We start from the raw sequence: 21,947 nt of genomic DNA on the forward strand, positions 1-21,947 counted from the left end.
TCGGATGTCAGGCGCTCAGGGGGACTCGGGCGGTAGGACCGAGCCCGAGCCCAGCATCTCGCGCAGCCAGTCCTCCACCCCGGCGATGTGCACCGTGGTCCACGCGTGCGCGACGTCGGGTCGCCGGGCGACGATGGCGTCCAGGATCGCCCGGTGCTGCTGCCGGGTCCGCTCCACGGCCCCCTCTTCGGTGACGCCACGCCATATCCTCGCGCGGGTGGTGGGGCCCGAGAGCCCCTCGATCAGCGAGCAGAGCACGCTGTTTCCCGAGCCCTTGGCGATCAGCTGATGGAACTCCAGGTCGTTGGCGATCAGCTCATCCAACGTGGCGTCATCGCTCAACCGGTCGAGCACGGCCCGCAGCTCCTCGACGGCCTCGTCGGACATCACGCGTGCCGCCATCGCCGCCGCGGTCGGCTCCAGAACACGGCGAACCTCCAGGAACTCCAGCACGGTGTCGTCCTGGTGGAAGTCGACCACGAACCCCATCGCATCCAGCAGCAGATTCGGCTCCAGGCTGGTCACGTACGTGCCGTCGCCCTGCCGCACATCCAGAACCCGGATCAGCGACAGAGCCTTGACCGCCTCACGCAACGAATTGCGGGACAGGCCCAGCCTCGCCGCAAGGTCCGCCTCTTTGGGCAGCTTGGAGCCCGGCCTCAACTCGCCGCTGACGATCATCGCCTTGATCTTGTCGATCGCCTCGTCGGTGACTGGCACACGCTCTCCTTGCAGGGCAATCGGACATCGGATCTCTGCATGATAACTCCGCCCTCCCACCCCTCCCGAGGGATGGGAGTGTCTGATCAACGGCGGATCCGATGATCAAGGAGACGCCTAATGAGCGAGACCGTCACCGAGCACTCGGCCGTGGAGAAGTTGGCCGTCGAGTCGACTGCGGAGTCGGTTCCGGACGAGCAGTTGATCGCGATGCTGGTCGACCGCGCCCGCTCCGACGGGCTGTAGTTGACCGGGGACGGCGGGCTGCCGCAGCAGCTGACGAAGCGGGTACCGGAATCCGCGTTGGAGGGCGAGATCACCGATCACGTCGGCTATGACAAGTACGACGTGACGGACAGGAACAGCGGAAACAGCCGTAACGGGACCCGTTCGAAGACCGTGCTGACGGATGTCGGCCCTGTCGAGGTGAAGGTGCCTCGTGACACCGCCGGCACCTTCGAGCCGCAGATCGTCCGGAAGCGGCAGCACCGCCTGACCGTACACCATCTCCATGGACGCAACCGCGGCGAGGTGGAGATCCTCGGTGTCGACGACTTCGCCTTCCGCAAGGGCCGTCACTACGGCACGATCCTGATCGACATGGCCACCCACCGTCCACTTCACCTCTACGACGGCCGCAAAGGCGAGGACCTTGCCGCCTGGCTCCGCGATCAACCCGAGGTGAGGGTCATGCCGGGACCGTTCCAGCGGACCTTCGCAAAATCTTCCGGCACGCCGGAACCGCAGGCCTCGCCGCAGCGATCGCCTGACCAGCCCGGCCACAGGCCCCTCTCAGCCGGTTCTCGGACCGCCGGCTAACCCAACCACCAGCCTCGACAGACACAGCGGGCCCGTCAAGGCCCGCGCATCGTTCCGCAGGTACTGCCGTGGAATGCCCCGACCCGTCCATTCACGGCCGTCACGCTCCCCTTCATCGAGATGCCCGATGAACCGTCCTTCGTCTATGCAGAAGGGCCGTATCACGGTCTCTGCATCGATGATCCTGTCCCGTTCCGGCAGTACAGGAAGGCATACGAGCGGCTCAGGGCCGCCGCAATGTCACCGGAGGCACCCCTCGACGAGATTGAATCTGCCGCAGAGGACTACCGACATGGCAATCGACGGGCTCGACTTCGCCAACGCGGTGTGGCGGAAGAGCAGCCACAGCAAAGGTGAAGGCGGCGACTGTGTGGAGGTCGCCGACGACTTCCCCGGCGTAGTCCCCGTACGCGACTCCAAGAGCGCCGACGGCCCCGCCCTCGTGGTAGCCGCTCCGGCCTGGGCCCCCTTCGTCGCTGCCCTGAAATCCGGCACCCTCACGCACTGAACGCGTGACCTGCCCGGGCGGTTCGGTCCGGGAAGACCGTGTATGAACGCCACCGTTTGCGCTTTTGTCGCAGCGGTCGGCGGCGCTGCCTGCGAGGAGTGGTTGAGCAGGGCGAGGGTGCCCTGCTGGGCGGTGGCGTGGATGAGGCCGGCGGAGGGGTAGCCGGAGTCCAGCAGGTGTTCGCCGGGCCGCAGTCCGTGGTTGTCCAGGCGCTGCTGGATGGGGGCAGCGGCATTCACCGGCACCGTCGTCACGGCCTCCAAGTGCAGCCATGGTGAAGAGTCGGGGCATGCGCCGCCCGCAGCAGCGCCAGGGCGTCGGTGCCGAAGAGCCGGGCGAGCCGGTCGCGCTCTGTCTTCGATACGGGCATCGTCCAACTCCCCCTGGCGCGCGAGCCCTCCAGCGGATCCAGGCAGGCGGCGGAGCCCTTGATCACGCTGCGGGGGATCCTGTAGTCCCGGCCCGCCTCGCCGCCCTTGATGCAGGCCACGGTCGGCCGGGGCTTCGGAAACCGGCCCGCCGCATCCTGCCGTGGGCAGCCCGACGTTCAGGATGCTCGCCCACTCGGCAAGCCGGAGTCCCGGTGCCGTACAGACCGTCGGCGAACACCGCGTCACGGTCCTCGCCGGATGACTTATCGAAACCCGCGCTGCTGACTCGTTGCGGCACACGGGCAGCGAGAGTATCCTCTCCGCAACCATAAAGATCCGATGTTCTGTCAGGCGAGTAGCAAGCGGCAGACAGCAGGCAGCCCGTCCAGTCGGACCGCTACGGAATGAATGTTGCGTGCGATATCTGCAGGCCATCTGACCAGGACATCGAAAGAGGAGTCACGTGCCACTCCTTGAGAGTAGAGCCGCACGCGCGGCAGACTCACTAGTCACCGGATGGCTAGTCATTGGATGTTTCGTTGCGCCTGCTGCAATGGCGGCGTCGAATACGAGAACCATCACGCTGTATGCCTCGCCGGATGGCGAGGGCGACGGGTGCAAGAAGAACAAGCCGTGCGGGCTGGACGCTGCGCAGGCGGCGGCGCGGGACGCAATGGCCAACAACGCGGCGGTGACCGTGCTGCTGGCCGACGGCATCTACCGACGTACCAAGACCTTGCAGTTCGGTGCGGCCGACTCCGGCACGCCCGGCCATCCGGTGACCTGGACCGCGGCACCCGGCGCGCACCCGGCGATCTCCGGCGGTAAGCGGATCACCCACTGGACCAAGGTGGAGGGCAGTGACGTCTGGTCGGCACCGGTGCCGACCGGAACCCGTACTCGGCAGGTCTACATCAACGGCATTGACACCCCGGTCGCGCAGGCGTCCACTGCCTCCCTGCAACTCTCACTGTCCTCATGGGACAAGGACGGCTACCACGCCACCGGGACGACCGCGGCCTCGCTGCTGAAACTGGCCGACGGACTGACCGCGACCCAGCTGCACGAGCTGGAGTCCCCCTCCGTGGTCGCGTCTGTCGTCATGCATCCGAACCTACCCGGGAGGACTAACAGTTGAGTCCTCTTGATCGCCACGGACTCGCTCACCTCGTCGCGGGTGGACGGTCCTTCGCCCTGGAGGCGAAACCCCTATTTCCTGCCCTGCTCCGCAGGAGTCCGATCCTCCCCAGCCTGAACGCCGGTCCATCCTCGGAAGAACCCGGTGAAACTCAGCAGGGTCTGGGACCGGAACGGAGCGTCGGTCACCGCACCGGTCCCCGACCCTGTTCGGGTCGGGGGCAGCAGCTCGGATATTTTTCCGTTCGGGCACCCGGCGGTCGCTGGCGTCCTGGTCGGCGCCCGCAGCACCGCCGAGGCGCACGACGCTGCCGCGATGCTGCGGCACCCCTGCCCGACGCGGTGCATGTCGCCGATCGCTGGCACGTGTTGCACAACTTGTGCGAAGCGGCCCTGAGCGAGGTGAAGGCGTACAGCAGTTGCTGGGCCACCGTGCAAGTTACCTGCGCGAAACCTTGACGCACCCAGCACGCCTACCTACCGTCAGACCGCCTGAGCGAATCTGGTGAAATCTGTTGGTTCAAGTTTGTTTCATTCTTGGACCTCTGAAATCCCCCCACCTGACCGGTTTCCAACCTCACGCCGAGGGCGTCATCTTCAGGGAGACATGCCTATGCATGCGCACAGAGAAGGGCGATGGACAGGCGGCGGGGACCGCCTCATCACCATTGCCACCATCCTGACCATGATCATGGCCGCTGCCGTGGTCCTGCTGGCCCCCGCCCGAGCAGCCGCCGGCGCGAGCGCGTTGCCGGACACGGCGATCGCGGTGGACGCTCAGGACTCCGGCCGGACCTTCGACGGGATCGGCGCGATCAGCGGCGGCGGCGGCAACACCCGGCTGCTCACCGACTACCCGGTCGCGCAGCGCAACGCGATCCTGGACTACCTGTTCAAGCCCGGCTACGGCGCCAACCTCCAGATCCTGAAGGTCGAGACCAGCGGTGACGGGAACACTACCTCCGGCGCCGAACAGACCATCGAGGAAACCCGCGGGGTGATCAACTGCAACGCGGGGTACGAGTTCTGGCTCGCGCAGGAAGCGGTGAAGCGCAACCCGCACATCAAGCTCTACGGGCTGACCTGGGCCGCACCCGGCTGGGTCGGCTCCAGCATGTACTCGCAGAACGGGATCCAGTACATCACCGACTGGCTCGGATGCGCCAAGCAACGCGGCCTTACCTTCTCCTACATGGGCGGCTGGAACGAGAAGGGCGGCTGGAACGCGGCCTGGTGGAAGAACCTGCGGACGGCCCTGGACCAGCACGGTTTCGCCTCGGTCAAGCTGGTCGCTTCGGACCAGGTGGGCTCGTTCTCCGAAGTCAGCGGCGCCATGGCTCAGGACGCCGACTTCACCAAGGCAGTCTCGGTCATTGGTGAACACTACCCCTGCGGGTGGAACGGCCCCACACCGATCTCCCAGTACCCCAACGTCGAGACGCACTGCCCCTCCTCCAAGGCCGCACAGGCACTCAACACGCCCCTGTGGGCCAGCGAGCAGGGTTCGATGAGCTACAACGCCGGCGGCCTGCCGATGGCACGGGCCAACAACATCGACTACGTCGACGGCCGGATGACCGCGAGCATCAACTGGCCGCTGGTCGCCTCGGCCTACACCGACGTCGGCTTCGCCGACCAGGGACTGGTCATGGCCAACGAGCCCTGGTCGGGCCACTACGACGTCGGCCTGTCGACCTGGGTGACCGCGCACACCACGCAGTTCGCGCAGCCGGGCTGGCAGTACCTGGACGGAGCGAGCGGCTACCTGGGAGGCCAGACCTCTGACAAGGTCGGCAGCTACGTGACGCTGAAATCGCCCGACGGCAAGGACTGGAGTTCCGTCGTCGAGACGACCAGGGCCACCGGCCCGCAGACCGTCGACCTCACCGTCAGCGGCGGCCTGTCCACCAGATCCGTGCACGTCTGGAGCACCAACCTGGTCACCGGCGACCGTTCGCAGTGGTTCGTGCACGGCCAGGACCTCGTGCCCGACGCCAACGGCACGGTGACGGCAACCCTGCAACCCGACCACATCTACTCGTTCACCACCACGACCGGCCAGCACAAGGGAAAGAGCGCGGTACCGGCGAGCAAGCCGCTGCCCCTGCCCTACTCCGACTCCTTCACCACCGGCACCCGCGGCCAGCAAGCCCGCTACCTGGCCACTATGGAAGGCGCGTTCACCATCGAGCCGTGCGCGGGCCGCGCCGGCAACTGCGTCCAGCTCGACACCCCGGCCAAGCCACTGGAGTGGCAGTCGAACATCACGACCCCCTACCCGTACACGGTGGGTGGCGGCCAGGCGTGGAGCAACTACCAGGTGTCCGCCGACGTACGCAACGCCCAACCGGGCTCAGTCGGGATCCTCGGCCGACAGAGCAACCTCGGCGGCACGGAGGAAGACCCCTCGCACGTCCACTACTACTCGCTCACCCTCAGCAACACCGGCAAGTGGTCGATCAACCTCGCCGACGGCTCCGGCAAGCCCGCGGCACCGCTGACCGCAGGAACCCTGCCGTCGGCAGCCGGACTGAACACCTGGCACAACCTGGCCCTCACCTTCGACGGATCGCAGATCTACGCCTCCGTCGACGGCACCACCGTCGGCTCGGCCACCGACACCACCCTGTCCGCCGGCAAGATCGGCCTCGTCGCCAGCGGCTACCTCGCCGGAGAGCAGTACGACAACCTCAAGGTCAGCACGCTCACTGACCTGGCCGTCCCGGTAGAACTGCCGGCAGGCACCCACACCCCGGAAGTCGTGACGAACATCGGCTACGGCACGACCGGCAGCGCGGTGAACCAGTGGCAGTACAGCGGGACCTGGCAGTCCGGCAGCGGAAACACCTGGGACAACACCGCCGGCGACCACGCGACCCTGACCTTCCAGGGTGACAGCGTCACCCTCCAGTCCGTCACCAATGCCAACAACGGCATCGTCGACGTGTCGGTGGACGGCGGGTCCCCCACTGCCGTCGACCTTTACAGCACCAGCAGCAAACTGGCCTCGGTGTTCACCCGCACCGGCCTCGACCCGGCCAGGCAGCACACGCTGACCGTGACCGTCACCGGCACCAAGAACCCCGCGTCCCACGGTGCCTTCGCCTCCGTCGCCGCAGCCCAGGTCACCACCCCCGGCAAGCCGGCCCCAACACCGGCCATCACCACCCCCGCGGACCAGTCCACCCTCCACTCCGGACATGTCCAGATCGAGGGCACCGCCACCGCCGGCCAGCTGATCACCGTCTCCGCTTCCAGCACCCCGGACTGCGTCAACCGCAGCACCGACCCAAGAGGACACTGGCGCTGTGACACCCACCTCCAGCCCGGCCAGGCGATCCTCACCGCAGTCGGCCTGGACCCCGTGACCGGCCTGCTCTCGGAGCCCACCGCACCCGTCCACGTACACGTCCCCAAGACCGAGACCACACACTGACGCGCTCTGTCCTCCAGCTCCGGCTGTCGAACTGCAGATGCAGTTCGACAGCCGACAGCCGGAGACCGAGTACCCCCCTGAGCCTGACGACGTTCACCAAGACATTTGCGGCATGCCCCCGTTGTTGCCCGCTGCCATGGCCGCCACTCCGGCCGCGGTCTCCTCCGCCCCTGGACTCGCTGACCAGCGATTGGCTTCCGCAATCGGCGCTGCAGCACCTGCCCGGAGTGTTCAACCTCTACGGCGACTCAATGCTGATGCGAACGTCACGGGCATCACGAACTTTACCCTGGAGCAATAGTCAATACCTGTGCATGGCTTGGTCATGACGGCGGGTTGTTCCCCGGATCGCCTGCCAGCGGGAGCGCGGGGTGGCTGACGTGAGGTGGTGGACTCCGTGCCTCGGAGGGGCACAAAGGCAGTGTGAACGGTGTCGAGTTCGTCGACGGAACGTCCAAGTTAGCAAGGATCTGGGTCAGTTCCAGGGCCAATGGTTGTGCCGATTCGCGGATGTGGTCGAAGCGGGCGCCGCAGGGAACGGGCCCGAGCATGCGGCGCACGGTGACGATGGCCTCGGCGGGTTCACGATGGCGTGACCTGATCGGTCGTCAGATCCACCGTGACCGCCGGTGGCGGGCTCGCCCAGATCGCAGCGCAATCTCCCTGCTACCAGCCCATTCCCCTGCACAGGATCGGGCTACGGTGACCCGCTGAAGAGCGGAGCACCCGTTGCGACCCGGCTGCAACCCGTGCCTCCCCCTGATGCGCCGGTCTCCCCGGCCGGAGCGCTGGCGAGCACACGGCCTCCGCGATCCCGCGCGGCGTGCAGGTGCACGCCACACGGATGATCGAACGGTGCGCTGGTCACCTGGACCCGGAGGTCGGCAGCGCGGCGGGCTTGACCGGCGGGGACACCGGTGTGACGTTGTGGGGGGTCACGACGTACCACGTGAAGGTCATCGGCGGCAGGGTCACCTCGAGTTGGAGGTTGCCGTTGGAGTCGATGGTGAGGTTGCGAGGCGTTCCCTCCCCCTCGCGGTAGACGTCGACGCTGGTGCCGGTGGGTGCCGCGCTGGGGTAGCTGCCCGACCAGCTCGGCTTCGGGTAGCGCTCGGCGACCCTATTGGAGCCGAAGACAGGGATGTCCTTGGTGTCGAGGTACGACCCCGGGACCGGCTGAGGCGCCTGAGCCAGGTCAGTCATGCCGGTGTAGTACAGCGGCACGGTCAGGCTCTGGGTGCGCTCCTCGTCCGTCTGGTTGAACACCGCGACAAGAGCGCGCTCGTTGCCTTCGGATCGTGCGTGCATGAACGCGTCGATGCCCGTGCCGCGGGCCAGGTTGCCGGGCTCCTGCCGGGGCGGGATCAGATGCACGATGTCGGCGGTGACAAGGCCGCGGTAGGTCTTGTACACATCCACCCAGTACTTCACCACTGACCGGACGTCGGGATCGCCGTCGTCCAGTGTCGTGCCCCGGAAGGTCGGGTTGACACCGGCCAGGAAACTCTGGCCGGTTGCCCAGCTGTAGTCGACCAGGTTCTTCTTGAGCGGCTTGAAAGCGGCGGCGGTGCCGCCGCTGTGGTAGACATCGATCGGCATGAACGTCCAGCACGCCGACGGGCACTTCTCGTACGTGCCGTTGTAGATGTACTGCCGGCCGAGCATCAGCTGCTGCTGACGCGGTTGGCTCCAGCCGCTCTCCTGGTAGCCGATGCAGTTCTTGTTGCTGCCGTTGAAGTAGTGCCAGTCGGGCGCGTTGATGTAGGTGCCGCGCTCGCGCATCATCCTGTAGAGGTCGTTGCTGAACGTCCATTGCTTGTAGACCGTGTCAGCACCTCCGTCGGCGTAGGCATGGTTGGTCTCATCGCAACGGAACATGGGCCATGGCCCGTCAAGCTCGACACAGCTGAGACCTGTGGTGTCCAGAGTGTTCTGGATCCGGTGCTCGAACTCCGCGAAGCCCTTGGTGCCCAGGCCCATCACGGTCCCCCACGGGGTGCGCGCGCAGCTGCTCTCAGCTGAGTCGAAGATCGTTCCGGTGGTGAGCAGCACGTACCCGCCCGGGGTGACGCCACGAGCGCGCAGGGCGTCGAAGTCGGCCTTCTTCCGCGCGAGATAGGCCGGATCGGTGTTCAGCATGTTGAACCCGCTGCCGAACGATTGGATCATCAGCTCGAAGCCCAAGGCGGCGGAGTCAGCAGCCGAATCCCGCAGGGCGGTCGGGTTGTCCGAAATCAGATGGTAAAAGAGCGGATTTTCGGTGATTTGAGGCGCGAGCGTGCGGTACATCGCCTTGATCTCCATCTGCTGCGCCTCATAGTGATCGGTGCTGTGCAGCAGTTGGAAGCTGCGGAACCCGTCGAAGTGCCCGCCCCAGTGCGGCACCTCGGTCCCGATGCGGTACGCCGGCCCCTCCTTGTAGAGGACGGTGTACGTCGTGTAGTCGCCGTGGTCGGTGACCGTGTAGGTACGGTCCTTGTCGTTGTTCCGGTACACGTTGTCGGTGCCACCGTGGTAATCGGTGTCCATGTAGAGCCGCCCCTCCAGCTGCGTGCGCACGTGCAACCGGTCGACCGTGAGTTGGTCGATCACGACCGGCGTCGCGCTGGTGTTGTCCACCGAGACCTTCTTCATGACGGTAGCGATACCGTCGTAGATCTCATAGCGCGCGGTCACGGTGACGCCGTCCAGCTTCTCCGCGAGACTCGGGTGGGGTCGGAAGGTGACCACGAGTGCCTTGCCCTCGGCGGGCCATGGCCGCTTCTCCGCGTACGGCTTGAGGGTCACGCCATCGTCTTCGTAGGGGGTCCACTCGTACGGCTTCTGCGTGCTCTCCTCGATCCGGTACGAGGCGTAGACGAAACCACCGGACGCGTTCGTGCCTCCGACGTCGTAGGTGGTGCCGTCCAGGACGATCGTTGCCTCCGGCTCGCCAGTGTGGTCGAGCATCTCCTGACCCGTACCCAGGTTCTTCAGCGAGGTGGTCGTGAAGTTCGGTGCGGTGTGGAAGGAGCGCTGCACGATCCCGTTGGCCATCGTGACGGTGCGACCGTGGCGGGAGATGGCCGACGGCGTGGTCACCGGGTGGACGACCCAGTCCGTGCCCGGCGCCGGGCTCGTCGTCGCGGCGCTCGCACTGGCCCGCACTGCAAGGGGGACGACGGTGGCGACGAGACCGGTCGCGGCCATGGCGCGCAACATCTTGCGACGCGTCAGTTGCTGATCCCTGTCCATGAGCTTCCCTTCGACGAGAGCAACGCTCAGAGCGGCGTGACATCGGTGAGACGATGAGCGGATGGATGGCAGAGGGCTGTGACGGCCGTAGCAGGCCTCTTCCGAGGCGAGTCGATTCAGGCTTCGTGGTGCCACGGCCAGGCCGCGGGCGAAGGGCTTGCAGGGCGGCCCACGTCAAGTCGAACACCGCCTCGAAGTCCTGCTATGTGGCCGATGGTGTGCCAACACGTGGGCGTACGCCCGGCGTTCGCCCCTCGACGTACGCCCACGTGCAGGCCTTCTTCAGCGTGACGGTGATCGTCCACGCATGTACGGCCCGACCGGGCTAACCTGCGACGTCGATCTTGTAGTCGCGGTGAGCCTGCGGCTGGCCGGAGCTCCGGTAGGCCGTGATCGTGAACCGCGCCGTTCCCGGGGTGACCGGGGTTCCGACGATCCCACCGGTGTCGGCGTTGAGCACCAGCCCATGAGGCAGGGCTCCCGAGGTCACCGCGTATCGCGTGGTCGCCGGCGTGTTGGTCTTCACGGTGGCCTCGTACAGGTCTCCCTTGGCCGCGGCAGGCAGTGCCCCGGCGTCGAGTTCCGGGGTCGGAGCGACGACGGCCTGGGGGGCGCCGACCGGCTTGCCGTCAGCGTCCAACTCCTGCAAGGACCATCGCTTGCCCGGCTCGACCACGGTCAGGTGCCAGTTCGTCGTCAGGTCGCGGAACTGCGCCCGCTGCTGCGCGGTGAACGCACCAAGGTTGCGTGCCGTCTCCCATTGCCGGATGGCCTCGAGCAGCCGCGTGGTGTTCTCCCCGCCCGACACGAGGCTGGAGACCTTGCTCTGGAAACCTGCCCCGGCGTTCAGACCGGCGCCCCGGGCCAGCTTCCACTCCATGGTGAGCAGACTGTCCGAGCCCTTCAGGCTGATCCAGCCGAGCATTCCGGGAAGGTAGTTCGCCTGGAGGTACGTGTTGTTCTTGAACACCTGCTCCATGGAGGTGCTGCCGACCTCACCCCAGCTGGCCCGGGTCAGCGCATCCCAGGTGTTCGAGGTCATCCGGCTGGTCTCGGAGATGAAGCCGTCCTTGGCCTTGATTCGCCGGAAGGTGCTGTTGACGAGGTTAGCCATGCCGTAAGCGCCCCAGCCGGAGTCCGATGCCGACTCCAGGCCGTCCCACGACATACCGTTGATGCCGGTGTTGTTCCACGCGGTGGTCAGCCTGTCGCTGATCTCGCCGAGGACGGCATGGTTACCGAGCGCGCCGCCGTAGCTGTTGGCCACGACTCGAGCGGCGCGGTCGCCCGCAGCGTGTGAGACCGCGACCGATCCCCATCGCGCGCGCTGCACGCCGGTCAGCTTCCACTCGTTCCCGACCTGCTCGGCTGCTCCGTAGCTGACGAATTCGTCGCCGATACGCAAGTAGTTGTAGTGCACTCCGTCAGCGAGCAGCGCGCCGGAGTTGAGGTACACGGTGGTGTCGCCGGCCGTCAGCGGACGGGTGAGCGAGGCCGTGCCCCCCGTCACGAGCCGGTTGTCGGCGGGTGCGGTTACGTAGGGGTCTCGCGGCATCAAGGCCCAGTCGTAGGGCTCGTCGCCGGTGCCGATGAAGTCCGACAGGGTGTGTACGCCGAGCTGCACACCGTTGGCCTTGGCGATGTCCACAGCTGCGGCAGCCCCGGCGTCGCTCCCGCCCAGGCTCGAGTCGAACTGGTAGTGGCCGGGCGACTTCCATGGCCCGTAGTTGGTGGTAAGTGAGTAGATGCGGTTCATGCCGGCCGTCTTGGCGAATCGGGCCGCCGCCGGAATGTTGTCGGTCTTCAGGTCGCCGAGCACCAGCCATGACTGGTTGCTCGCCTGGGATGCCTTCTGCCACTGGCCGTTCAGCGTCGGGTAGGGCAGCTTCTCGCCCGCCGCGATGTTGGACAGGATCGTCGGCGTCACCTCGGGCGCGGCTCCGAAGAGTGCGATCTTGGAGCCGGCGATCTCGCCCTCGCGGCCGGGCAGCGACCCGACCGGGATCGGATAACCGCTTACCACGCGGTTGCGTTGCTTGGTGTAGTCGAAGGTGAAGGCGCGCAGTACGGAACCCCAAGAGGTCACGCCTGCTGCGCTCCACTGCTCCAGAGAACCCACGCTCACGTGGTCCGGGTCGTGGTCGACCTCGTTCTCCCAGCCCATGTCCTGGTCCTCTTGCGGCCAGGCGCCTTCGGTACGGTCGGTCAACGGATGGAGCCCGATGGCGAAATCGTCGTTGCGGACCACGCCCACCGATGTGCCGACCGTCTTGGAGATCGACGTGGCCAGTGGGCCCCAGAGCAGGGTCTGCACATCGACGTTCTTGGGCGCGTCGACGGCGACTGCCTCGAACGTGGTGTAGCCGCGCTTGCCGACCAGCTTCACCTTGATCGTCCAGTGCGCCGCCTCGTTGCGGAACGTGAGCATCTGGCCGCCGGGGCCGGAACGGACCACCGAGGTCGGCCGCTCCTGCTTGCCATCGACGACCAGGCTGACCAGGGATGCCGCATGACCGGACGCGATGTAGTCGACCCCGGTCCTGATGTCGTCCAAGCCTACGACCGTCCCAGCCCTGTCGAGCTGGATGTCCAGATAGCCGGCCTGGATGTCGATCGACGGAGTCGTTCCGCCAGGCTGTGCTCCCGCCGCCTGTGCGCCGACCGCGGGCAGGGTACAGACGGTCAGCATCACGACTGCCGCCGCGCCGGCCGTCCGCCGACGCCGTTCGGCTCTTCTCGGGGTGGTCTGGGATCTCGTGCTGGGGTTCGAGAACCGCATGGTGGTGCTCCTGTTCATCTTTCAATGGATATTGCGCTGAACCGGCCGCTCGTGCCGGTCATCCCTTCGTGGCACCTCCGGTCAGGCCGCGGACGAAGTGCTTCTGGAACGCGAGATAGAAGGCCAGGACGGGCAGTGTGGCCAGCAGCATGAAGGCGAACACCGCCCCGAAGTCCTGCTGGTAGGGGCCGATGGAGCGGAAGATCCCGACGGTCACGGTGTTCCCTGATCCCGGGCCCAGGACGAGCAGCGGGGTGAGGAAGTCGTTCCAGACCCAGACTCCGAGGAAGATCAGCACGCTGGCCGAGGCCGGCCGCAGGAGTGGGAAGACCACCTGCCAGAAGATCCGGAACCGCCCGGCACCGTCGACGGCCGCGGCCTCTTCGAGCTCGCGCGGGATCGAACGGACGAATCCCATGAAGACGAGCACCGCGAACGGCAGGTAGTAGCCGACGTCGACCAGCACCGCGCCCGGCATCGTGTGCATCAACCCGATGGCGTCGAGGATCCGCGTGATCGGAAGCATGATCACTGCGGGCGGGATCATCAGACCGGTCAGCATGACGCCGATGACGGCACGGCTCCACCAGCGGTCCGACCGGACGAGATGGTACGCCGACATCGCGGCCAGCAGGGTGGTGATGAGGATCGACAAGGTGGTGAGTATGACGGAGTTGGCGAGGCCGTACCAGAACAGCCCGTCAGGCCGCCGCAGCACCTGCTCGATGTTGTGGAGGGTCGGCGGAACCGGGAGCGCGAGCGGCGATGCGACCACCTTGGAACTGGGTTTGAAGGCGTTGACCAGCGCCACGTAGAGCGGCAGGCAGAAGACGGCCGCCACGCTGGTGGCCAGCAGAGGGCGGACCCATGGCGTGCGGGAGTTCACAGGTTCGCCTCTCGTCGTTGCAGCAGCTTGAGCGTGGTGACGCTTGCGATCGACACCACGACGAGCATGATCCCGGCCATCGCGGACGCCATTCCCGGGCGTTGCTCGGAGAAGGCGGTGCGGATCACCTCGAAGGCGACGGTGGCCGTGCCGTTGGTGCCGGGGCCGCCGTTGGTGAGCACGGCGATCTGGTCGTATACCTTGAACGTGCTGATCATCAGCATCACGGTGTTGATCGTCAACGCGGGCGCGAGCATCGGCCAGGTGATCGCGCGGAACTGCTGCCAGGGGCCGGCGCCGTCGAGGCTCGCCGCCTCCTCGAGCTCGACGGGGATCCCCGCGAGCCCGGCGAGGTAGACCACGACGGCGAAACCGAGCATCTGCCAGACCATGATTCCGGAGACGGAGTAGATCGCGTACGACGGATCCGTGAGCCAGCCCGGCGGGTTCTTGACGCCCATCGAGACGAGCGTGCTGTTCAGCAGGCCGTCGTCCGCCAGGATCGAGCGCCCGATCACCGACACCACCACTGCGGAGAGGATCACCGGTGTGAAGTAGACGCCGCGCAGCAGGCTGTACAGCCGGCCCTGCCGGCGCAGCAGCAGGGCGATCGCGAGACCGAGCAGGTTCGTCAGCAGGACCACGATCACCGTGATCACCACGGTGTTCCACAGGGAGTGCCGGAACTCCTCGTCCCCGAAGAGAAAACTGTAGTTGTCCAGGCCGACGAACGAGGTCTTAGGGCGGGTGGCGCGTTCGTCGGTCATCCCGATGTAGAGGGTCCAGAGGATGGGTGCCAGGACCATCGCGGTGAAGACCGTGATGGTCGGCAGGACGAAGACGGTGAAGGCTCCCACCGACGGCCACGTTCTGGTGCGGCGCCGGTGCGGCCCACCCGTACGCCCGGAGGGGACCGCAGCGGGCTGCGGCTGACCCGGCCGCCGGACTCCTCCGGCGGCAGCGGTCCCCGTCCGGGAGCGCAGGGGATGCGTCACTTCGAGAACTCCTTGAACTGCTTGTTCAGCGTCACGACGAACTGGCTCACGTCCGTGCGGCCGTTGAGGAGATCGTTCAGTGCCGCGTCGACCTTGGGCATGAAGCCCGACGGCAGGGCCGGAATGCCGCCCTCGTTACCGAAGCTCGGCGTCACGGTTCCGCTGGACTGGGCCTTGTTGTAGAGATCGAGGGTCTTGTTGTACAGGGGCGGCAGGCCGGCCGGCGGCTTGTAGCCCTTGAGGGCGACGAACAGGCCGTCGTACCGCGCCCCGCCGTCGGCGTTGAGCTTGGAGAACTCGATGGCCCACTTCTTGGCCTTGGCGACGTCGGCGGCCTTGGCGTTCACCGACAGCCCGCCGCCGGTGTACACCGGCAGGGCGAGCGAGCCGTCCTGCGTGGGCATGGGGAAGACGCCGATCTGCTTCTGCTGCGTCTTGTTCGGGGCTGCCGGGAACCACGAGCCCATCGGGTACATGGCGCCCTTGCCGGCGAGGAACGCCTCCTGCGCCTGTGCGTAGGTGGCCGACAGGTTGTCGACGTTGTTCTTGCTCGCCAGTGCCTTCATCTTGCTCGCGGCGTTGACGAACAGCGGGTCGCTGAAGTCGGTCTTCCCCGTGACGAGCTTGTCGAGCCACTTCGGGTCCTTGGCGTAGACCTCGTCGGCCATCAGCTGGGCGAAGGTCCACCGCGGGCCGAGGCCGTCCGGTGCACCGCCGCCGATGACGAACGGTTTGATCCCCGCTGCCTTCAGCTTGCCGACCGCGGCGAGCAGGTCGTCCCACTTCTTCGGAGGAGTGGTGATGCCCGCCTTCTCGAAGGCCGCCTTCCGGTAGTAGATCTGCCAGGTCTGCGAGTTGGTGGGCAGCTGGTAGATCTTGCCGTTGAAGCTGTTCGCGGTCGGGTTGACCCAGTCCGCCAGTTCCTTCTTGCTGAACTGGGCGAGCTTGCCGCCCTCCGCCAGTCCGGCAGGGTCGATCGCGACCATGATGTCGGGCAGTGCGCCGGTCGAGTCGAGCTGGCGCACGTACTCGTTGCGCTGCTCGGCACTCGGCGCGACGAGTTTCTTGATCTTCACCCCCGGCACCTTGGCGCTGGTCTTGGCGATGATGTCGTCCCAGTAGGAGGCGGTGAGGTTGGGTGTCTCGAAGGTGAGCACGCTCAGCGTCACGTCGCCGCCCCCTTTCCCACCCCCGCCTTCGCTCTCGCCGCCGACGGCACAGCCGGTCAGTGCGACGAGGCCCAGTGCCGTGGCCATCGCGACACGGTTGGTCCGCTTGCCCATCGAACCCCTGCTTTCCTTGCTGGTCGAACCCATCAGGGGATGCCGCTCGACGCCAGTTTGGTAAAGTAAGTTACTTGTCAATATTGCTGTTAGGGCGTCAATGTAGATAGCCTGAGGCTGTGAGTCAAGACACCCGTGAAACCCAGCGCAGCGCGGCCCCTTCGGGCCGCGCGGGCGATGCCCACCTGCTGCGGAGGCTCAACCTCGCAGCCGCGATGCGGGCCTTCCTCGACGCCGCGTCGCTGACGGTCAGCGACGTGCGCAAGACCGTCGGAGTCTCCCGCCCCACCGCCGAGGAACTGCTGGCGACGCTGCTTGACCAGGGCTTCGTCCGTGAGGCGCTCGGGCGTCCGAGCGGCGAGCGGTCCGCGGGACGGCCGGCCCGGCGCTACGAGATCGCGGCCGAGAACTTCGCCGTCGTCGGAGTCGACATCGGCGCCCACAAGGTGGCCGTGGCCATCTGCGATCTGCGCGGGAACGTCGTGGCGGTGCGCAGACGCAGCGTCGACTCCACCCTCAGGCCGGCCGGGCGCATCGGGGCCGCGGCGCGTCTGATGGAGGCGACCGTCCGGCAGACCGGGACGAACTGGGAACGGATCCGCTCGGTGGGCTGCGGCATCACCGGCGTGGCCGCCAACAACTCTGAAGTGAAGGACGTCCGCAGCGTCCCGGCCGGTCGGGACCTCGACGTCTACTCGCTCCCCGGCTTCGACACGATCGACGTGGTCGCGGAGGTGTCGGGGCGCTTCAAGCGCGACGTGCTGATCTCCAACGACATTCACCTCGCGGCCGTGGCCGAGCAGTGGCAGGGCGCCGCCACCGAGGCACGCGACCTCGTCTACATGCACGCCGGCCGCCGCCTCGGGGCCGCGATCGTCATCAACGGGCAGATCCACAACGGACGGCACGGCCTGGCAGCTTCCGTCGGCTCCATGAAGATCCTGGGGTGGGCCGACGCGATGGCGCAGCTCGACCACGAGAGCCGCAAGCTCGCGGGCTCAACCGCCGAGGAGTCCACGGGCGACGACGTCCGGGCGCTCTTCGAGGCGGCCGCGAACGGCGACCGCACTGCGGTGCGCACCGTCGACCGCGTCGCCGAGGCCCTCGCCCTGGGCGCCTCCACCCTGGTACACGCCGTCGACCCCGACCTCGTCGTGCTCGGCGGCGGTCTGTCCCGCGCGGGGGACGTACTCGCCGGTCCGTTCGAGCGGCACCTGGCCGCAACCTCAATCGACTTGCCCGAGTTCCGCGTGTCCCTGCTCGGCGACGAGTCCGTCGCCCTCGGTGCCGCCCGGCTGGCCCTTGACGATCTCAAGGCGCGCCTGCTCGCCGTGCAGGCCTGATCCGCCCCCTCTCACCGCACCAAGGAGCCACCGAATGATCGAGCCCGGACGCGTCGCCGTGCCCGCGCCCACCGCCCCCGTGTCCCTCTCCGGTCTCGGCGGGACCGAGACCACAACGATGGTCCTGCTGCCGCGGGCGGACGGCCTGCCCGACATCGGCTGGGTGGGGCTTTCCCTGACGGCGACGGACGTCCGATCCCTGACGATCCCGGCCTCGGTCGAGACCACGGCCTGGAACTCCTGGTTGACCGGCTCGCCGGTCAGCGTGCTCCCGGAGCACGCGCGTGGCTACCTCGGACGGCCCGCGCTGCTCGGCCACCGGATCGGCGCCGAAGGCCCCGGGAGCGACTGGTCCACCGCGTTCGGTCCCGGCGCAGTGCGGTGCGACGACGGCTCGCTCGTCGTCCAGGCCACCGACGAGGCAGCTGGACTCGAACTGCGCTTCGAGGCCGAAGCCGTCCCGGGGGGAGGACTCCGTCTCCGGCACCTGTTGACCAACGTCGGTGCCGGTCCCTACGTGGTCGACGCGCTCGACGTGGTCATCCCCGTTCCGACCGGCGCCGGCGAGATCCTCGACTTCACCGGGCGATGGGCCCGCGAGCGGCAGCCCCAGCGCCGTGCCCTCTCGGACGGGCAATGGGTCCGGGAACACCGCCGCGGCATGCGCATCCTCGACGGCACCGGCCTGATCGTGGTCGGTACCCCTGGCTTCGGCTACGGTCAGGGTGAGGTGCTCGGCGTCCACCTCGCCTGGAGCGGCAACCACCGGTATGCCGTCGAGCAGCTCAGCTCCGGCGCCGCCGTGGTCCGGGCCGGCGAGTTGCTGCACCCCGGCGAGCTGGTCCTCGCCGAGGGCGAGACGTACACGACGCCGTGGGTGCACGTGGCCGCGTCCACGCGCGGGCTCGACGGCCTGGCGGACGCGACCCATCAGTACGTCCGGTCGCTCGCGGCCCATCCGGCATCGCCCGCACCCGTCATGTTCAATCCGTGGGAGGCGGTCTACCTCGACCACGACTTCGACAGGCTGACCGCGCTGGTCGACATCTCGGCCAAGCTGGGCGCCGAGCGTTTCGTGCTCGACGATGGGTGGTTCACGGGTCGCACCTCCCTCGACGACGGCCTGGGCGACTGGACCCCGGACCCGGTCGTGTGGCCGGACGGGCTGGCACCGCTTGTGGACCGTGTGCACGAGAACGGGATGGAGTTCGGACTCTGGTGGGAGCCTGAGGCTGTCAACCCGAACTCCGCGGTCTACCGGGACCACCCCGACTGGATCCTGCGCACGGGCGACCGGACACCCGTGCTGGAACGCAACTGCTACCTGCTCGATCTCAGCCGGAACGATGTGCGGTCGCACCTGGTCGACGCATTCAGTCGCCTGGTAGCAGCGCACCGGATCGACTTCGTCAAGTGGGACCTCAATCGCGACCAGATCGACGGCGGTGACTCGCGCGGCTCTGGCCGGCCCGCGTCACGGCGGCAGACCCTTGCCTTCCGCGAGCTCCTCGACGAGCTGGCCCGCCGCCATCCCGGTATCTCGTGGGAGAGTTGTGCCTCGGGAGGCGGCAGGATCGACCTGGACGTGCTCGAGCGAGTCCAGAGCACCTGGACCTCCGATGTCACCGATCCGCTGTCCCGCCAGCCGATCCAGCACTGGACCACCCAGCTCGCCCCGCTGGAGTACCTGGGCGCTCACGTCGCCGCGCCGGTCTCCCACCAGACCGGCCGGACGAGCTCTCTGGACCTCCGCGCGGCCACTGCGTTCTTCGGCCAGTTCGGGATCCAGTGGGACCTCACCAAGGTGCCGGCTCACGAGCTGGACCGCCTCGCGTGCTGGATCGGCCTCTACAAGCGGCACCGCACGCTCCTGCACACGGGGCGGCTGACACGCGTCGAACTGCCCGACGGTCTGCTCGCGCATGGAGTGGTCGCTCGCGACCGCTCGGAGGCGCTCTTCTCCTACGCCCAGCTCGAGGAGATCGTGCCCGTGCCACCGCGGCTGCGCATTCCGGGACTCGATCCGGACCGGACCTACCGTGCCTCGCTCGTCGCTCCCACCGACCCGTCGGTGACCTGGGAAGTCACGGGCATCCAGGCCTCCGGCGCGGCGCTGGGAACACTAGGCTTGCCGGGTCCCGCGCGGGCACCTCAGAGCGCGGCGCTTGTCCACCTGCGCGCCCTCTGATCCGGCCATGGCACCTCGGGACCGCATGACGTTGCGCATGCGCTACCCGCTTCACGAGTAGTGGTGCTGGCCTGGTTTCCGGATGCCATCCGGGAACCAGGCCGGATCCGAGAACTGCAGCCCGATCCTCATCCGGAGGCGCGTGCTCACGCCCGCATCGGCCGCCGTCGGATCTCCCACAGCACCGAAGACTGCTGCAGCCTCCACCCTGAAACGGTGCGGATCGCCATCGTCTGCGACACCTATGTGGAGATCGCCTACACCCCGACGAACTCCTCCTGGCTCAACCGCATCGACCAGTTCACCGCCCTGCTCTACTTCACCCTCGACGGCACCGACCACGCCAGCCACAAAGAGCAGGACAGCATGATCCGCCGCTACATCATCTAATGGGCGGAACAAGAACGCCCAGGGACAAGTTCCTACGCAACATCGTCAATTAGGGTCTGTTGCGAAAGTCTGTACGGATGTGTACCTGTCCGCAGTGGTCGATCTCGACGACACGCGGAGCTCGGGTGTCGGACGGCGTCCTGACATAGCCGGGCATCCCGGCGTTAAGGGACGGGCATCGCGCCGTCAGTGGCGTCGAGTAGGTTCTCTTCGTTCGGCCCGACAGGCGGGCCGTCGAACTGGGAGGACTCGTTGCCGTGAGCATCCACATGCACATGCGCGCCGTCGCGGAATCCGAGATCCGGGACGACCACACCTGGCTTGCAGCGTTCATGTGGGAGGCTTGGGAGAACCACCCCGACGAGTACGCAGCGGGCATCGCCGAGTCGATCGACAAGGTCTGGGGCTCCGTCAATGACCTCTATGCCGCTGCCGATGTCCTCGATGCGGATGCCGACGGCTCTTGGGAGCTGCCGATTTACGGCGGGCGGCCAGTGGCACGTAGCGCCGAGGCTGACCCCTCTAACCCGCCCCTGGGGATTCTGGAGTCGCCTGGGGTGTCACAGGCCGCAGGCTTCCTCGCACGTGTCTCGTTCGACGAGCTGTGGAACGTCGCTGGTGCCAAGCTCGTCTGGGCCGGCTGGGACGAGGCGCAGGTCAGGCAGGAGTTCCTCGACTATCACAGGCGCCTGCAAGGGTTCTATGGGCGGGCGGCTGCAGCAGGCCATGCCGTGGTCAGGGTGGTGTGGGCTTGAGAGGTGGTCGCGTGCCGGTCACATCCATTCGTTGATGGCGGCGACCAGCACTGTCGCCTCGTAGCGCACGGCTAACTTGTCGTATCTCGTGGCCACTGCGCGGTGCCGTTTCAGCCGGTTGATGCCGCACTCCACCGCGTGGCGCGCTTGTAGTCCTCCTTGTCGAAGGCCGGCGGCCGGCCACCTCGGGAGCCGAGCTTCTTGCGGTTGCGTACCTGATCGGCCTTCTCCGGGATGGTGCATCCGATCCTGCGTTTGCGCAGGTAGGAGCGGTTCGCGCGAGAGCCGTAGGCTTTGTCGGCCCGAACCCTGGCTGGTTTGGTGCGCGGTCGTCCCGGACCGGCGCGGGGGACGCGGATGCGTTGGAGAACAGGCTGGAACTGCGGACTGTCGTGCCGGTGCCCGGCAGTGATCAGCAGCGACATTGGCTTCTGCCCCTGTGCGGTCGCAAGGTGGATCTTCGTGGTCAGGCCGCCTCGGGAGCGTCCGAGGCCATGGTCATCCGGCTCGGTGTCGATCCCGCCGGGCGGCTCGCGCTGCAGATCCCTTTTTTACGCGCGCCGGCCGCGTGCTGATGGGCACGGCAGACAGTCGAATGCACGCTCACATCCCAGGTGATCAGACCCTGCGCATCGGCCTGGACCTGCAGTTGCTCCAGGATCCGCTTCCAGGTGCCGTCGCGCTGCCACCGGCGGAACAGGTCGTATATCCGGTCCCACGGACCGTATCGCTCGGGGACATCCCGCCACGGGGTACCCGCTCGGGTCCGCCACCGTATCCCGTCGATCAACTGCCGACGAGTCCACGTCCGCGGCCTGCCCGCCTTCTTCCCAATGGGCAGCAACGGCTCCAACTGGGCCCACTGCCGGTCTGTCAGATCCCCTCGCACCACCATGATCATCGCAATTCAAGATCCACTTTCGCAACAGACCCTAGTGGAGTTGACCCGCTTCCCCGGACATCCTGCGCGAGCATCGGCTGGATCCGGTGGGCGTTGCGGCGCGCACTGGCCGCGCTGCGGCCAACGTGCGGGGAGTGCTGCTCCGCTGTGATTCGATGAAGGGGAGGGGAGGTCCGGATGCCCCGGCCCTCCCCTCCCGTGA

General features: G+C 67.2%; 16 protein-coding genes and 3 pseudogenes. 11 read left to right on the forward strand and 8 right to left on the reverse strand.

What is annotated here, in order from left to right; translation table 11 throughout:
• Positions 1-15: 15 nt before the first annotated feature.
• Positions 16-720: a FadR/GntR family transcriptional regulator gene (locus ACWD5D_RS41440; RefSeq protein WP_451377932.1), complete on the reverse strand. Its 705-nt coding sequence runs from the start codon at positions 718-720 to the stop codon at positions 16-18.
• 120 nt (positions 721-840) lie between these two features.
• Here ACWD5D_RS41440 and ACWD5D_RS41445 point away from each other — a divergent pair, with 120 nt between their 5' ends.
• The 5 genes and pseudogenes from ACWD5D_RS41445 (at position 841) to ACWD5D_RS41465 (ending at position 2,047) form a co-directional block, all read left to right on the forward strand.
• A complete protein-coding gene (locus ACWD5D_RS41445) occupies positions 841-966 on the forward strand; it encodes a hypothetical protein (protein WP_451377933.1) in 126 nt (41 codons plus the stop codon).
• Positions 967-1,218 (forward strand): annotated as a pseudogene (locus ACWD5D_RS41450) (transposase); the annotation flags it as partial.
• Between the two features lie 33 nt (positions 1,219-1,251).
• A complete protein-coding gene (locus ACWD5D_RS41455) occupies positions 1,252-1,539 on the forward strand; it encodes a transposase (RefSeq protein WP_451377948.1) in 288 nt (95 codons plus the stop codon).
• Between the two features lie 48 nt (positions 1,540-1,587).
• The gene (locus tag ACWD5D_RS41460; RefSeq protein ID WP_451377949.1) at positions 1,588-1,896 is read left to right on the forward strand and encodes a Scr1 family TA system antitoxin-like transcriptional regulator; all 309 of its coding nucleotides are present in this window, start codon (positions 1,588-1,590) and stop codon (positions 1,894-1,896) included.
• Positions 1,832-2,047, forward strand: coding sequence for a DUF397 domain-containing protein (locus ACWD5D_RS41465; RefSeq protein WP_451377934.1), 216 nt, complete (start codon positions 1,832-1,834; stop codon positions 2,045-2,047). Before ACWD5D_RS41460 ends, ACWD5D_RS41465 begins: the two co-directional genes overlap by 65 nt.
• Positions 2,048-2,297: 250 nt before the next feature.
• Here ACWD5D_RS41465 and ACWD5D_RS41470 read toward each other — a convergent pair whose 3' ends face one another.
• Positions 2,298-2,537, reverse strand: coding sequence for a hypothetical protein (locus tag ACWD5D_RS41470; RefSeq protein WP_451377935.1), 240 nt, complete (start codon positions 2,535-2,537; stop codon positions 2,298-2,300).
• Positions 2,538-2,971: 434 nt separating this feature from the next.
• Between ACWD5D_RS41470 and ACWD5D_RS41475 the strand changes: the two genes are divergently transcribed.
• Both ACWD5D_RS41475 and ACWD5D_RS41480 read left to right on the forward strand, forming a co-directional pair.
• The gene (locus ACWD5D_RS41475; RefSeq protein WP_451377936.1) at positions 2,972-3,556 is read left to right on the forward strand and encodes a hypothetical protein; all 585 of its coding nucleotides are present in this window, start codon (positions 2,972-2,974) and stop codon (positions 3,554-3,556) included.
• Between the two features lie 684 nt (positions 3,557-4,240).
• Complete coding sequence (locus ACWD5D_RS41480; protein WP_451377937.1) at positions 4,241-6,991, forward strand: LamG-like jellyroll fold domain-containing protein; 2,751 nt, start codon at positions 4,241-4,243, stop codon at positions 6,989-6,991.
• Positions 6,992-7,855: 864 nt separating this feature from the next.
• Here the strand turns inward: ACWD5D_RS41480 and ACWD5D_RS41485 are convergent.
• The 5 genes from ACWD5D_RS41485 to ACWD5D_RS41505 all read right to left on the reverse strand — a co-directional run bounded on the left by ACWD5D_RS41485 (position 7,856) and on the right by ACWD5D_RS41505 (position 16,168).
• Complete coding sequence (locus ACWD5D_RS41485) at positions 7,856-10,225, reverse strand: hypothetical protein (RefSeq protein WP_451377938.1); 2,370 nt, start codon at positions 10,223-10,225, stop codon at positions 7,856-7,858.
• 325 nt (positions 10,226-10,550) lie between these two features.
• Entirely contained in the window at positions 10,551-13,022 is a 2,472-nt protein-coding gene (locus ACWD5D_RS41490) for an Ig domain-containing protein (RefSeq protein WP_451377939.1), read from the reverse strand.
• Positions 13,023-13,062: 40 nt separating this feature from the next.
• Positions 13,063-13,890 carry a carbohydrate ABC transporter permease gene (locus ACWD5D_RS41495; protein ID WP_451377940.1) on the reverse strand — a complete coding sequence of 276 codons (828 nt, stop codon included), beginning with the start codon at positions 13,888-13,890 and terminating at the stop codon, positions 13,063-13,065.
• Entirely contained in the window at positions 13,887-14,696 is an 810-nt protein-coding gene (locus tag ACWD5D_RS41500) for a carbohydrate ABC transporter permease (protein WP_451377950.1), read from the reverse strand. The genes ACWD5D_RS41495 and ACWD5D_RS41500 overlap by 4 nt, the downstream gene beginning before the upstream one ends.
• Before the next feature lie 185 nt (positions 14,697-14,881).
• Entirely contained in the window at positions 14,882-16,168 is a 1,287-nt protein-coding gene (locus ACWD5D_RS41505) for an ABC transporter substrate-binding protein (RefSeq protein WP_451377941.1), read from the reverse strand.
• Positions 16,169-16,287: 119 nt separating this feature from the next.
• Between ACWD5D_RS41505 and ACWD5D_RS41510 the strand changes: the two genes are divergently transcribed.
• The 4 genes and pseudogenes from ACWD5D_RS41510 (at position 16,288) to ACWD5D_RS41525 (ending at position 20,844) form a co-directional block, all read left to right on the forward strand.
• The gene (locus ACWD5D_RS41510) at positions 16,288-17,511 is read left to right on the forward strand and encodes an ROK family protein (RefSeq protein ID WP_451377942.1); all 1,224 of its coding nucleotides are present in this window, start codon (positions 16,288-16,290) and stop codon (positions 17,509-17,511) included.
• Positions 17,512-17,545: 34 nt separating this feature from the next.
• Entirely contained in the window at positions 17,546-19,699 is a 2,154-nt protein-coding gene (locus ACWD5D_RS41515) for an alpha-galactosidase (protein ID WP_451377943.1), read from the forward strand.
• A 198-nt stretch (positions 19,700-19,897) separates the two neighbouring features.
• A pseudogene (locus ACWD5D_RS41520) lies at positions 19,898-20,086 on the forward strand (transposase); the annotation flags it as partial.
• Positions 20,087-20,346: 260 nt separating this feature from the next.
• Positions 20,347-20,844: a DUF1877 family protein gene (locus tag ACWD5D_RS41525; RefSeq protein WP_451377944.1), complete on the forward strand. Its 498-nt coding sequence runs from the start codon at positions 20,347-20,349 to the stop codon at positions 20,842-20,844.
• Positions 20,845-20,862: 18 nt separating this feature from the next.
• Here the strand turns inward: ACWD5D_RS41525 and ACWD5D_RS41530 are convergent.
• Positions 20,863-21,736: pseudogene (locus ACWD5D_RS41530) on the reverse strand (IS5 family transposase).
• Positions 21,737-21,947: the final 211 nt, after the last annotated feature.

The organism is Streptomyces sp. NPDC002520 (assembly GCF_053595235.1).

Excerpts from the sequence above, each read along its gene's own strand:
- ACWD5D_RS41445 (WP_451377933.1), top strand. The coding sequence starts at position 841 with ATGAGCGAGACCGTCACCGAGCACTCGGCCGTGGAGAAGTTGGCCGTC.
- ACWD5D_RS41465 (WP_451377934.1), top strand. The coding sequence starts at position 1,832 with ATGGCAATCGACGGGCTCGACTTCGCCAACGCGGTGTGGCGGAAGAGC.
- ACWD5D_RS41475 (WP_451377936.1), top strand. The coding sequence starts at position 2,972 with ATGGCGGCGTCGAATACGAGAACCATCACGCTGTATGCCTCGCCGGAT.
- ACWD5D_RS41480 (WP_451377937.1), top strand. The coding sequence starts at position 4,241 with ATGATCATGGCCGCTGCCGTGGTCCTGCTGGCCCCCGCCCGAGCAGCC.
- ACWD5D_RS41485 (WP_451377938.1), bottom strand. The coding sequence starts at position 10,225 with ATGGACAGGGATCAGCAACTGACGCGTCGCAAGATGTTGCGCGCCATG.
- ACWD5D_RS41490 (WP_451377939.1), bottom strand. The coding sequence starts at position 13,022 with ATGAACAGGAGCACCACCATGCGGTTCTCGAACCCCAGCACGAGATCC.
- ACWD5D_RS41500 (WP_451377950.1), bottom strand. The coding sequence starts at position 14,696 with ATGGTCCTGGCACCCATCCTCTGGACCCTCTACATCGGGATGACCGAC.
- ACWD5D_RS41505 (WP_451377941.1), bottom strand. The coding sequence starts at position 16,168 with ATGGGCAAGCGGACCAACCGTGTCGCGATGGCCACGGCACTGGGCCTC.
- ACWD5D_RS41515 (WP_451377943.1), top strand. The coding sequence starts at position 17,546 with ATGATCGAGCCCGGACGCGTCGCCGTGCCCGCGCCCACCGCCCCCGTG.